General features: G+C 68.1%; 15 protein-coding genes. 3 read left to right on the forward strand and 12 right to left on the reverse strand.

What is annotated here, in order from left to right; all coding sequences use genetic code 11:
• Positions 1-25: 25 nt before the first annotated feature.
• The 8 genes from hmuQ to AC27IO_RS14415 all read right to left on the reverse strand — a co-directional run bounded on the left by hmuQ (position 26) and on the right by AC27IO_RS14415 (position 5,594).
• Positions 26-328 carry a heme-degrading protein HmuQ gene (gene hmuQ, locus AC27IO_RS14380; RefSeq protein ID WP_272564000.1) on the reverse strand — a complete coding sequence of 101 codons (303 nt, stop codon included), beginning with the start codon at positions 326-328 and terminating at the stop codon, positions 26-28.
• A gap of 131 nt (positions 329-459) precedes the next feature.
• Positions 460-1,347, reverse strand: coding sequence for a DUF3014 domain-containing protein (locus tag AC27IO_RS14385; RefSeq protein ID WP_498739327.1), 888 nt, complete (start codon positions 1,345-1,347; stop codon positions 460-462).
• A 223-nt stretch (positions 1,348-1,570) separates the two neighbouring features.
• Complete coding sequence (locus tag AC27IO_RS14390; RefSeq protein ID WP_498739329.1) at positions 1,571-2,248, reverse strand: alpha/beta hydrolase; 678 nt, start codon at positions 2,246-2,248, stop codon at positions 1,571-1,573.
• A gap of 81 nt (positions 2,249-2,329) precedes the next feature.
• Positions 2,330-3,172, reverse strand: a complete 843-nt coding sequence (locus tag AC27IO_RS14395; protein ID WP_498739331.1) for a DODA-type extradiol aromatic ring-opening family dioxygenase — start codon at positions 3,170-3,172, stop codon at positions 2,330-2,332.
• 119 nt (positions 3,173-3,291) lie between these two features.
• On the reverse strand, positions 3,292-3,711 hold the full coding sequence (arfB, locus tag AC27IO_RS14400; protein WP_272564004.1) for an alternative ribosome rescue aminoacyl-tRNA hydrolase ArfB: 420 nt from the start codon (positions 3,709-3,711) through the stop codon (positions 3,292-3,294).
• Positions 3,708-4,652, reverse strand: coding sequence for an alpha/beta fold hydrolase (locus AC27IO_RS14405; RefSeq protein ID WP_498739333.1), 945 nt, complete (start codon positions 4,650-4,652; stop codon positions 3,708-3,710). The genes arfB and AC27IO_RS14405 overlap by 4 nt, the downstream gene beginning before the upstream one ends.
• Positions 4,646-5,089 (reverse strand): type II 3-dehydroquinate dehydratase, encoded by a 444-nt coding sequence (gene aroQ / locus AC27IO_RS14410; RefSeq protein ID WP_498739335.1) that lies wholly within the window; start codon positions 5,087-5,089, stop codon positions 4,646-4,648. The genes AC27IO_RS14405 and aroQ overlap by 7 nt, the downstream gene beginning before the upstream one ends.
• A 136-nt stretch (positions 5,090-5,225) precedes the next feature.
• A complete protein-coding gene (locus AC27IO_RS14415) occupies positions 5,226-5,594 on the reverse strand; it encodes a hypothetical protein (RefSeq protein WP_284428763.1) in 369 nt (122 codons plus the stop codon).
• A 166-nt stretch (positions 5,595-5,760) separates the two neighbouring features.
• On the opposite strand from AC27IO_RS14415, the gene AC27IO_RS14420 reads away from it, so the two are divergent.
• The 3 genes from AC27IO_RS14420 (at position 5,761) to AC27IO_RS14430 (ending at position 9,096) form a co-directional block, all read left to right on the forward strand.
• Positions 5,761-7,572, forward strand: a complete 1,812-nt coding sequence (locus tag AC27IO_RS14420) for a glutamine--tRNA ligase/YqeY domain fusion protein (protein ID WP_272564008.1) — start codon at positions 5,761-5,763, stop codon at positions 7,570-7,572.
• Positions 7,573-7,694: 122 nt separating this feature from the next.
• Positions 7,695-8,027: a DUF2322 family protein gene (locus AC27IO_RS14425; RefSeq protein WP_498739337.1), complete on the forward strand. Its 333-nt coding sequence runs from the start codon at positions 7,695-7,697 to the stop codon at positions 8,025-8,027.
• A gap of 172 nt (positions 8,028-8,199) precedes the next feature.
• A complete protein-coding gene (locus tag AC27IO_RS14430; RefSeq protein ID WP_498739339.1) occupies positions 8,200-9,096 on the forward strand; it encodes an alpha/beta hydrolase in 897 nt (298 codons plus the stop codon).
• Positions 9,097-9,259: 163 nt separating this feature from the next.
• Here the strand turns inward: AC27IO_RS14430 and AC27IO_RS14435 are convergent, their stop codons facing one another.
• The 4 genes from AC27IO_RS14435 to AC27IO_RS14450 all read right to left on the reverse strand — a co-directional run.
• On the reverse strand, positions 9,260-9,622 hold the full coding sequence (locus AC27IO_RS14435) for a hypothetical protein (protein WP_498739341.1): 363 nt from the start codon (positions 9,620-9,622) through the stop codon (positions 9,260-9,262).
• Complete coding sequence (locus AC27IO_RS14440) at positions 9,610-10,314, reverse strand: hypothetical protein (RefSeq protein ID WP_487114048.1); 705 nt, start codon at positions 10,312-10,314, stop codon at positions 9,610-9,612. The genes AC27IO_RS14435 and AC27IO_RS14440 overlap by 13 nt, the downstream gene beginning before the upstream one ends.
• Positions 10,315-10,413: 99 nt before the next feature.
• Positions 10,414-11,697 (reverse strand): phospholipase D-like domain-containing protein, encoded by a 1,284-nt coding sequence (locus tag AC27IO_RS14445; protein ID WP_498739342.1) that lies wholly within the window; start codon positions 11,695-11,697, stop codon positions 10,414-10,416.
• A 121-nt stretch (positions 11,698-11,818) separates the two neighbouring features.
• Positions 11,819-12,086, reverse strand: a 268-nt coding sequence (locus AC27IO_RS14450) for a diguanylate cyclase (protein ID WP_498739344.1), incomplete at its 5' end; no start/stop codon positions are given.

The raw sequence follows: 12,086 nt of genomic DNA on the forward strand, positions 1-12,086 counted from the left end.
TCGACCGCCTGGCCGGCGCGGGCGCTCACAGCGCGGATTCGAACAGTTCCAGCTGCGGCGGTCCCAGGTACAGATCGCGCTTTTGCCCCGCGCCCGCGTGCGCGGCCCGGAAGGCGTCGGAGCGGGTCCACGCCTCGAAATCCGCGCGCGACGCCCAGACGGTGTGCGAGGCGAACAGCGTGTGCTCGGGCGTCGTGTCGCCCCGCAGCAGGTGGAAGGACTGGAAGCCCGGCACCTGCGCCAGATGGCTGTCGCGCTGGCGCCAGATCTCGACGAACTCCTCCTCACGGCCGGGGGCGATGCGGAAACGGTTCATGGCAACGAACATGGTGGGAAGCTCCCTGAAGTGAAAGATCAGAAATCAAACCGCAGAAGCGAAACCGCGGGAAGGGGCCGCGTTCACCAGACGGCGAGGCGCGGCGCGCGCCGGCCGCAGCAGGGCCGGCGCGCCCGTGGCGCTCAGGGCTTGCGCGCCATCTCGCCCGTCGCGACCCGGCGGCGCAACTCGGCCAGCACGGTTTTCATCCGCCGCTCGTTCTCCACGCCCATGCGCACGAGGATCTTCTGGCCGCTGGACAAGGCCTGCAGCTTCGGGTCGGCGAACTCGTAGCGCACCCAGGGGCGCGTGGAGGGCACCTCGCCGCTCACCTTGGTGAGTTGCACCTGCACCGGGCCGGTGGGCTCGGGCGCCTGCAGCAGGTTGTCCAGCGTGGCCACCAGCCGGTCGTTGAAGTAGCGGCGCGGAAAGCCCAGCTCTTCGTAGGCCTGCTGGAACAGCGGGTACAGCCGGGCGTACAGCGCAACGGCCTGGTCCTGCGGAATGGCTTCGGCCAGCATGACGAAGGCGCGGTAGCGGCCCGCGTTGGTGGCGGCGATCGTCTCCGTCTCGCTGCCCTCGCCATCCACCAGGAACCGCTGCGGCATGGGCTGCACGGGCCACAGGCGGGACGGCGCGCTCTGGCGCGACAGGTTGTCCACCGTGGCGACCGCGCGCTGCACGAAGCCGTCCATGCGCAGCAGCGACGCGACCGAGTCCGCCCCGACCCATCCCGTGACCGCCTCGGTCAGGGGGCGGTCCGATTCGGCCAGGGTGGGGAGTTTGGTGTCGGGCGGCTGCACCGTGTCCATGGGGTTCTGGGGTCCGGAGGCCGCGGATGCGGGCGGCGCGGCGGCCTGGGACGCGGACTGGCTGGCCACGGGCGGCAATGCCACCGGCTCGGACGCCGGGCGCCCCCAGAACCACCAGGCCGCGCCGGCGCCCAGCGCGCCAGCGACCAGCACCCACGGAGTCCAGGCGCGCGAAGCCTGCTGCGCGGGCCGCAACTCCACCGTGTCACGTTCAGGCATGAATGCCTCCTTTTCTTGGGTTTCGGGAAAGCCGCGGTAGAAAGACAAGATGCCCCGCGGCCGCCCATCGATTGGAAGCGATGGACTCCACCGGGCCGTAACGCCGTGTGACGGGTCCGGTCACCGCTGGCATGGGGGTGTCGTGCACCGCGCGGTGGCCGATGCAAGCCGGCGGGGGTCCACGCAAGGAACGGTGGGCCTGCGGGGCCCATCGGTCAGCCGCTCAGCGCGCGGCCTGCGGCTGCGGGTGCTGCAGTCCGCCCAGCCATCCCATGGCATCGGTCAGTTCGGCCTGCCGGATCTCGTGCGCTCCGGGGTATTCGCGGTAGGTCAGGTCCAGCGACAGCCCCCGGGCATGGTCGCGGATGGCGTGGGCCTGGGCCAGGGGAATCACGTTGTCCTGCACGCCATGGCTCACCCAGAGCGGCTTGCCGCGCAGGCTCTCGGCCGCGGCGGCGAACGGCATCGCCTGGGGCAGCAGCCGGCTGTGCCACACCATGGCGGCGTGCAGCAGCTCCGGCCGGGTGAACAGCAGGGACAAGGCCATGATGCCGCCCTGGCTGAAACCGCCCACCACCACCCGCTCAGGGGGCACGCCCAGTTGCAGCGCGGCGGCCTCCACCGTGAGCGCCACCAGCGAGCGGCTGGCCGCCTCCTGCGGCTCATGGATGGAACGGCTGCCATCGGGCAGCACGGAAAATTCGAACCACGCATGGGAGCCGGGCCCCATGGCATGCGGCGCGCGCAGGCTCACGACATGGAAATGCGGGGGAACGTAGGGGGCCAGGCCGAACAGGTCGCCCTCGTTGCTGCCCACGCCGTGCATGAGAACGAGCAGCCAGGGAGCGGTGGTGTGGGCCGCGGCGGGGCGGTTCAGGAAGGGAAGCGGCAGATCAAGCATCGATGGGTGCCCTGAAAAGGCGTTCAAGGCAGGGATGAAGGGTTGCGAATCGGGGTTGGAGTGGAACGGGGCCCGGGGAGTTCATGCCGCGGACCGCAGGGCGAAGGCGTCCATGGCCAGGGCGCCATAGCGGACCTCCCGGCTCAGGTAGTGCGCCTGCGCCTCGGGGCCGGCGGCGCCCAGGGCGAAAAACAAGGGCAGGAAATGGTCTTCGCTGGGGTGGGCACGCTCGGCATGCGGGGCCAGCCGCCGGTAGTCCAGCAGCGCGGGCCAGTCGCGCCGCTGCACGGCGTCTTCGATCCAGCGGCTGAATTCGGTCACATAGGGCAAGGGCTCGTTGGCACCGCCGAAGAACTCGGCCAGGTTGTGCGTCATGCTGCCGGAGCCCACCACCAGCACGCCTTCGCTGCGCAGGCCCTGCAAGGCGGCGCCCATGGCATAGACCTCGGCTGGGCCGGCGGTGGACGGCAGGGCCACCTGCACCACGGGCAGCCGGGCGTCGGGAAACAGGTGCATCAGCGGCACCCAGGCGCCATGGTCGAAGGGCCGCTCCGCATCGCCTTCGGCCGCGATGCCGGCCGAACGCAGGCGCGCCAGCACCGTTTCGGCCAGGGCCGGGGCGCCTGCGGCCGGGTAGCGCAAGGCATACAGGGCCGGTGGAAATCCGCCGAAGTCGTGCCACGTGGCGGGCTGCGGCCCGGTCATCACTTTCGGCGATCGCGGCATCCAGTGCGGCGACATGACCACCACCCCGCGAAGGTGCGGAAAGCGCGCCTGGACCTCCTGGCCCCAGCGGGTGAGGGCCGGGCCGGTTTCGCCGGCGTCCACCGCGAACAGCGGGGCGCCATGGGAGAGATACAGCGCGGGGAGTTCGGCATTCCTGCCGCTGTCGGTGGGTGCGCGGGCCCGTTCCAGATCGGACATGAAGATTCCTCGGTTGCCGACAGATGGGGTCGGTGGCGGCGGTTCCAACCCCCGCGGCGATCGGCGCAGCCTGTGCCGCCACGGGCCAGCGTACGCCCGCCGTGGCGCTCCCCGCCTTTTCAGTCGCGCACCGGGCCGCGCAGCGCCTTGATGCCCGAGCGCACGCTCTTGGATTCCAGGCGGCGCTGCTTGGAGCCATAGGTCGGCTTGGTGGCCCGGCGGGTGCGCGGCGGCTGCGCCACGCTGGCCACCAGGGCCTGCAGGCGCTGGAGTCCGTCGAGGCGGTTGGCTTCCTGGCTGCGGTACTGCTGCGCCTTGATGACCAGCACGCCCTCCTGCGTGATCCGGCTGTCGCGCAGGGCGAGCAGGCGCTCCTTCACGCCGTCGGGCAACGAAGACGCCGCGATGTCGAAGCGCAGATGCACTGCGCTGGACACCTTGTTGACGTTCTGCCCGCCAGCGCCCTGCGCCCGCATGGCGGTGATCTCCACCTCGCGCTCGTCCACCTGGGGCACGAAGGCCGCCGGCGGCGCGGTCATCGGCCGGCCGCCAGGGATGCGGCAGCCGGCTGCGCCCCGTCCGCCAGCGCGGCCAGCAACGTGGCCATGAAGGGCCGGGGCTGTTCGAACTGCACCCAGTGGCCGGCCTCGGGGATGAAGTCCAGGCCGCGGAAGTCCGGCACCACCGCCCGGAACGCCGCCTCGAGCTCCACGATCCAGCGCTTGTAGAGGGCATCGTTGCGGCCATAGATGGCGTGCACCGGGCAGGTCACCCGGGGCAGCGAGCGCGCCAGGATGTCGGTGTGCGCCAGCCGGCGGCGCGGCATGCGGTCGCGCACCACGTTGGCCACGTGCAGACCCAGCGCCAGGCCTTCGATGAGCGCCGGGTCCTGCAGCATCAGCACGGCCAGGTTGTGGCGGTGCACCTGCGGCTGCTGGTCCGCGGGCAGGTGCCGCCAGGCTTTCAGTTCGAACTGGCGGTGCGGCACCACGCCCATGGCCGGCGCGCCCACGATGACCAGTTGCCGGGCCAGCTCGGGGTGGTCAGCCAGCAGCAGGCCCGCCACCATGCCGCCGAACGAGAACCCCACCAGATCGCACGGCTGCGGCCCCCACAGCGCGCGCATGCCCTCGCACAGCGGCTCGACCAGCGCGTCGGCATCGGCGCCCGTCGGGGGCAGAGCGGACTCCCCGAAACCGGGCAGATCCGGCACCCAGACCTGGTAGCCCGCCGCGACCAGGTCTTCGATGTTGCGCACCCAGTGGGTCCAGCTGCCGCTGCCGCCGTGCAGCAGCACCAGCGGCGGCTGCCCGGGCACGGCCGGGCCCCAGGCGTGCCACACCAGATCGCCGTCGCCGCAAGGCGTGGTGTGCCGCGTGGCCAGCGCCTGCAGGCGCCGCACTTCGGGAGGGGTGCCATCGGGCGCCGCGGCCCCGGCAGATCCGGGGTGGGCCACTGGGGCGGTGGGCACCGTCACCATCCTGCCAGGCCGTCGATGGCCAGCGGATAGCCCTGCACGCCGAACCCGCACATCACCGCGCGCGCCACGCCGGACAGATAGGAATGGTGGCGGAAGGCTTCGCGGGCATGCACGTTGCTGATGTGCAACTCCACCAGCGGCACGCCCGTGCCCTTGACGGCATCCAGCAGTGCCACGCTGGTGTGGGTGTAGGCCGCGGCATTCAGCACCACGCCGGCCAGTTCGCCAGCACCGTGGAGGCGGCCGGCCTCATGGATCCAGTCCACCAGGTCGCCCTCGTGGTTGCTCTGGCGGAAATGCAGCGCAAACCCATGGCGCTCGCACGCCTGTGCGCACAACCGCTCCACATCGGCCAGCGTGTGCACGCCGTACACCGAGGGCTCGCGCGTGCCGAGCAGGTTCAGATTGGGTCCGTTGAGGACAAAGACGGTTTTCACAGGGCCAGCACTCCAGGCAAGGCGTCGCCGCCAGTCGGCGAACGCGAACAGGGCGAATTATGCGTGGCGCTCCCAAAGAAAACGGCCCCGAGGGGCCGTTGGGACTGCATGAGCAGCCAGGGGACAGCGATGGGTTTCAGCGACCGTAGTAGCCCCGGTCCCGTCCGTGCCAGTGGCGGCCGCCGCCGTAGTACCCGTAGGGGGCGACCACCACCGGAGGCGGGGGCGCGTAGTACACCGGCCGTGGCGGCGGGTAGTAGACAGGGGGGGGTGCGTAGACCACCGGAGGCGGGCCGTAGTAGACGGGACGGGGCGGCGGGTAATAGGCTGGCGGTGCCACCACGACGGGGTAGCCACCGCCTCCGACACCGACCGCGACCCCGGGCGCCCCGATGCCCACAGACCAGGAAATATCGCGTGCCTGGGCGGCACCGGTGCCCGCCAGGAGGGCGAGCGCCACGCCGGCGGTGGCGGCCATGGCTGAGAGAGAGCGGCTGTTCGTCATGGAAATCTCCTTTGGATGGGAGCCCCGCCATCGCGGAACGCCCGTGGATGCTCAACGCATCACATGTCCGAAAGGATGGCACAAACCGCCTGCAATGTTGTTTCTGGACGTAGCGCGCTGTGTTTCACCCGGTAACGCCCCGGGCACCGCCGCCTAGAATGCCGCCATGAGTTCCCCAGCCCCCCTCGACCCCTCCTCCAACGCCGCGGCCAAGCCCAGCAATTTTCTTCGCCAGATCATCGAGAGCGATCTCGCCAAGGGCACGCATGCCCAGGCACGCTGGGGCGGCACGCCCGGCGATGCGGCCCACCATGCCGGCGGGCAGCCCGACCCGGCGAAGATCCGCACGCGCTTCCCCCCCGAACCCAACGGCTACCTGCACGTCGGCCATGCCAAGAGCATCTGCCTGAATTTCGGACTGGCTGCCGACTACGGTGGCGTGTGCCACCTGCGCTTCGACGACACCAACCCGGAGAAGGAAGACCAGGAGTACGTGGACGCCATCATCGATGCCGTGCATTGGCTCGGCTTCGACTGGAAGGCCAGCGGCGACGGCGCCGACCACCTGTACTACGCCAGCAACTATTTCGACTTCATGTACCGCGCGGCCGAGTACCTGATCGAAAACGGCAAGGCCTACGTGGACGAGCAGACCCCCGACGAGATGCGCGCCAACCGCGGCGACTTCGGCAAGCCCGGCGTGGACAGCCCCTTTCGCAGCCGCACCGTGGCCGAGAACCTCGCGCGCTTTCGCGAAATGCGCGAGGGCAAGCTGCCCGACGGCGCCGCCGTGCTGCGCGCGAAGATTGACATGGCCTCGCCCAACATCAACCTGCGCGACCCGGCCATCTACCGCATCAAGCACGCCGAGCACCACAACACCGGCAACCAGTGGTGCATCTACCCGATGTACACCTTCGCCCACCCCATCGAGGACGCGCTGGAGCACATCACCCACAGCATCTGCACGCTGGAATTCGAAGACCAGCGCCCCTTCTACGACTGGCTCATGGACCGCCTGGTGGAAGGCGGCCTCATCGCCGCGCCGCAGCCGCGCCAGTACGAGTTCGCGCGCCTGAACCTCACCTACGTGGTCACCAGCAAGCGCAAGCTCAAGCACCTGGTGGACAACGGCATCGTGACCGGCTGGGACGATCCCCGCATGCCCACCATCGTCGGCCTGCGCCGCCGTGGCTACACGCCCGAATCGATCCGCCTGTTCTGCGAACGCATCGGCGTGACCAAGGACTACAGCTGGATCGACTACAGCACGCTGGAAGGCTGCCTGCGCGAAGACCTGGAAGCCAAGGCCCACCGCGGCATGGCGGTGCTCAACCCCGTCAAGCTGGTGCTAACCAACTGGGACGAGGTGATGGGCGCCGGCCACCTGGAGCCCTGCAGCCTGCCCGCCCTGCCCCACCCGCCCGAGGGCACCGAATCGCCCCTGCGCCATTTCACGATCGGCAAGGCGGTGTGGATCGAGCGCGAAGACTTCGAGGAAGTGCCCCCCAAGGGATACAAGCGCCTGTTCCCCGGCAACAAGGTGCGCCTCAAGGGCGGCTACGTGATCGAATGCACGGGCTGCAACAAGGACGCCGATGGCCGGATCACCGAAGTGCTGGCCACCGTGGTGCCCGACACCAAGAGCGGCACCCCCGGCGCCGACACCGTGAAGGTGAAGGCCGCCATCACCTGGGTGGGCGTGGCCGATGGCGTGAAGGCGGAGGTGCGCATGTACGACCGGCTCTTCACCGATGCGCAGCCCGATGCCGGCGGGAAAGACTTCCTCACGCTGCTGAACCCGGACAGCCTGAAGGTTGTGACGGCCATCGTGGAGCCCTCGCTGGCCAACGCCCGACCGGGCGACCAGTTCCAGTTCGAGCGGCACGGGTACTTCGTGGCGGACAGCAAGGACCACGCGGCAGGCAAGCCGGTGTTCAATCTGGCCGTGGGCCTGAAGGACTCCTGGGGCAAGTAAGCCAACGCACCAGCCAGCCCGGACAACGGCGGCCATCGCCGTCGTGGGCCGGTCCCGTTATCCAACGATGGAAGTCCCTGGCCATTCAGCGCCAGGGACGCATACCACTCCCGATTTCGAGAATGAACTTTTCCTCGCGCCTTCAACAACTCCCATCCGTTGCCGACCTCTCCGCCCTGCACCTGCTGGACCCGGACGGAAAGGTCATCGCCACGCTGGAAAACAAGCCCGGACAAGCAGGCTCCCTGGCGGTCTACAACGCGTTGTCCACCTTGTACGGCGGCACCATCACGCCCGCAGCGGCCAGCCTGGGCCTGGAGTGGTACGCAGAGCACACGGCCGATGCACACGCCCACCCCGGCAAGCACCCCAACATCGACCGTCTGGTGGCCTGGGCGTCCGGCACGGCCAGCTACCGTGCGCAGCGGGTACCAGCGCTCCCGGCCGCCGCCTGACATCCGCGGGCAAGGCCGGTTCGGAAGCATCGCGATTTCGGCAGTGACACCCGCGCCATGGCGGCGTCATCTCTGACGGCCACGGCGCTGGCGCGCCAACCATAATCCGCCCGGCACCGGCCTGTCGCCTGTGTCCCGGCCCGATCGCCGGACCACCCACTTGGAGGCGCGATTGAAACACCCTCACCGTTCATGGGCCCGCGCGGCATGGCAAGTCACCGGCATCCTGGCCTTGGCCGCGTGGCTGACCGGCTGCTCCGCGGTCGGCACGCTCAATGCGCTCACGGCCAAGGACAGCCATACCGTCCAGGCCGGCGTGGCCTACGGCACGCTGCCGCGCCAGCAACTGGACATCTACCGGCCGAAAACGACGGCGCCAGCGGCCGGCTGGCCGGTCGCGGTGTTCTTCTATGGCGGCTCCTGGAACAGCGGCGAGCGCGGCGACTACCTGTTCCTGGGCGAAGCGCTCGCGGCACGGGGCGTTCTGACGATGGTGGCCGACTACCGCCTCTACCCCGAGGTGCGCTACCCCGAATTCCTGCAGGACAGCGCACTGGCCGTGACCTATGGCCTGGACCATGCGGCGCAGTGGGGTGGCGACCCGAAACGGGTGTTCGCCATGGGCCACAGTGCGGGCGGCTACAACGCGGCGATGCTGGCGCTGGACCCGCGCTGGCTGCAGCCCACGGGCCACACGCCGAACGAGCTTGCCGGCTGGATCGGCCTGGCGGGGCCGTACGACTTCTTTCCCACCGACAACCCGCAAGCGCAGCCGGTGTTTTTCCACCCGAACTACCCGCCCAAGGCCCAGCCCATCGAGTTCGCACACCCTGGTGCGCCGCGCACCTTCCTGGCGGCCCCGGTTAACGACCGGCTCGTGAGCCCGGAGCGCAGCACCCAACAGATGGCGCAGAAGCTGCAGGCCGCTGGCGTGCCGGTCACGCTGAAGTCGTATCCCCGCGCCAGCCACACCACACTCGTCGGCGCATTCGCGTGGCCGCTGCGCTGGGTCGCGCCGGTGGTGGACGATGTGGAGGCGTTCATCCAGGCAGTGCCGCCGGCTCAGTGAACTCGCCTCGACGGCCTGCACTGCCCTATTCAACAGGAGGACAAATTAACCAATGATCAATCGTCGAGCCCATTTCGCACCATCAGCCAAGACCGGTTCCAGAACGGCGTTTTGCGCTTGACGGGGTATTTGTGCCTCAGCCACCGAGGCGTTTGAAGAACGGTCACCGACCAGCGCTTTCCATCGTCAAAAAAAAGAAAAAAATGATGGCCTGCGCTGCTGGTGCGACCTCCGGGTTTTTAAAGATGCCCGGGGTGTAGTCGGCAGAGATTTCCAGCGAATCCTCGATATGCAAGGCTGGATTCAGCCAATGGATGAAAAGCGCCTCTTCCTGCGGATTGCCTTCCGTCGTGAAAACCAGATATCCGCGTTCGCCTTCGAATTGCGCCTCCAGAACCCCGCCTTGCAGTTCGACCGTGCGTGCGCTGGGCGCATGCATTAACACGAGGGCTGGCGCTTCTTTTTCAGCCGGGCGATGTTCCAAATGAAAAGCCTGCGACGGTCGGAGCGCCATCAGAAAATCCATCCAAACGAAAGATCGGCCCCCAGCGCACCCAAGGCACCGCCGACGAACACGCCCACCGTGACACAAACAGGCGCTCCCGGGCCACATGCCAGTCCAGCGAGCGCGCCGCCAGCGGCCCCGCCTGCAAACCCGCCACCGATGACCACGCCTTCACGTGCGACGGCCTTGCCTTTGTCTTCGGCCGAAGCGATGTTGTAGATGGCGGCACCGACCGAGACGAACACCAATGCCCGGCCCAATGCGGTGTAACGCATGGCCGCCGCATTGACGGAAGGCCGCTGGCGCCCTGCGCTGTCGATGATTTCCAGATACACGAGGTTCTGTTGATTGGACGCCAGTGAGGTGAACGGCTTTCCGAATTTGTCTTTGGCGTACTTTTCGGTCAGGTCGGCCAAGCTCAGGCCCACCTTCTTTAGATTGATCGCTTTGGCGCGGCCGATATCGGTGGATCGCAGTCGCTGGGCTTCAAGAATGTCGTTACGAATGGATTGAACCTGCCGGGCCGCATCGTCGGGCGAAAGTGCTCCTGATGCTACCCGGGCCCGGTACTCCTGCGCCAATTGGCGGGTTTTCTCGATGTAACTCTGCCGCACTTTCCCGTCTTGAATAAAACGCTGGGCGAAGTTGGCTGTGACGGATTCCAGCTGAGAAATCGATCCCTCGAGCGCTGTTCTGTCATACACGTCATTCATGAAACCTCTCTTTTGCAACTTGCTTTATTGTCACGCAGTGTACTCAAAGCCCAAGATGCAACGCCCGAGGAAAACTGTTTTGCAGCGGTGTCATGCAGCCTACAGCTGCGTCTCCAGCAAACTCGCCATCCGCTCGGCCAGCTTCTCCTTCATCGGCCGATCCAGCCAGTCCTGATGGGTCACCCGCCGCGACCTTTTCAGGTCGTCTTCGAACACGACCGTCTGGCGTTGCGCGAATGGTGCGTCGTACACGTTCAGGTTGGCCTCGTCGTTCAGCCGGAACGAGCGGTTGTCGAAGTTGGTGGAGCCCACCGACACCATGAGCTGGTCCACGATCATGACCTTGCAGTGGTACATGGTGGGCTCGTACTCGTAGATCTCGGCGCCGGCCTGCAGCAGCTCGCCCCAGGTGGCGCGGGAGGCGGCCTTGACGGTTTCGGTGTCGGTGTGCTCGCCGGGCGTGATGAGCCGGATGCGCACGCCGCGCGCAAGGGCGTCCAGCATCAGCTGCCGGGTCAGGTCGTCGGGCACGAAGTACGCCACCGACAGGTCCAGGCTGCGCTCGGACGAGGTGATGGCCAGGTGGTACATGAGCTGCATGCTCTCGCTGCCGCTGGAGGGGGAGCTGGAGAACATCTGCGCCTTCTGCGTGCCGCTCTGGGCGATGGCGGGAAAGTACGCCTCGCCATGCATCACCTTGCCCGTGACCTTGAGCCAGTTGTCCAGGAAGGTGGCCTGCATCTGCGCGACCGCCGGGCCCTTGACCTGGTAGTGCGAATCGCGCCAGTGGTCGGGATCCTGCGCGTTGCCGGTCCATGCGGGTGCGATGCCCACCCCGCCGGTGAAGCCCACCAGTCCGTCGGTGACGAGCAGCTTGCGGTGGGTGCGGTTGTTCAGGCGGGCCAGGTTGTACCAGTGGGGTTTGTGGAATTTCTCGACCTCCACGCCGGCCGCCTTCATCTCGGTGAAGTAGCTCTCGTCCATCTTGGAGCTGCCCACCCAGTCCAGCAGCACATGCACCTTCACGCCGGCACGGGCGCGCTCGCTCAGGGCATCGGCGAACTGCTTGCCGATGTCGCCGGACCAGTAGATGTAGGTTTCGAAGGTGACGCTTTTCTGCGCGGCCCGGATGGCGGCCAGCATGGGCGGAAAGATCTGGTCACCGTTGAGCAGCTCCACCACCTCGTTGCCGCTCGTGATGCCCGGGCCCAGCAGGCTGCCCATGGCGCGTTCGTACTGCGGGTGGGCGGTGGTGTACAGGCGCGGGATCTGGTGCTGCACTTTCTTCTCGCCGGCGGTGAAGTTCAGCGCGAACAGCACGATGGCGGTGGTGGCCACGAAGGTGAGTGCTACGGTGAGCAGGGTGCGGCCTGTTTTTTTCATGTGCGCGATTGTGGGTGGGCGCCGGGTGCGCGCTTGTAAGCCCACGCCTCCAACTCGGCCAGCGCACGGGGGCCGTGGCAGCGCACTGCGCGGGGGCGTGCGTGCCGCCGGCCTGCGGCGGTCAGCCGGCTTCGAAGCGGTTGCGGCCGTTGTGCTTGGCGCGGTACAGCGCCTTGTCGGCCCGCTCCACGGTGGCGGCGTGGGGCTCGCCAGGCACGCGTTCGGCCACGCCGGCGGAGAACGTCACCGCCAGGCCCGGGGCCAGCGCCTCGAAGCCGCCGCGCTCCATCTGGCCGCGCAGCCGCTCCAGCACGCGCATCGCACCGCTTTGGCCGGTGCCGGGCATGAGCAGCAGGAACTCTTCCCCGCCCCAGCGCGAGAGCACGTCG

The organism is Acidovorax sp. KNOB132 (assembly GCF_057541515.1).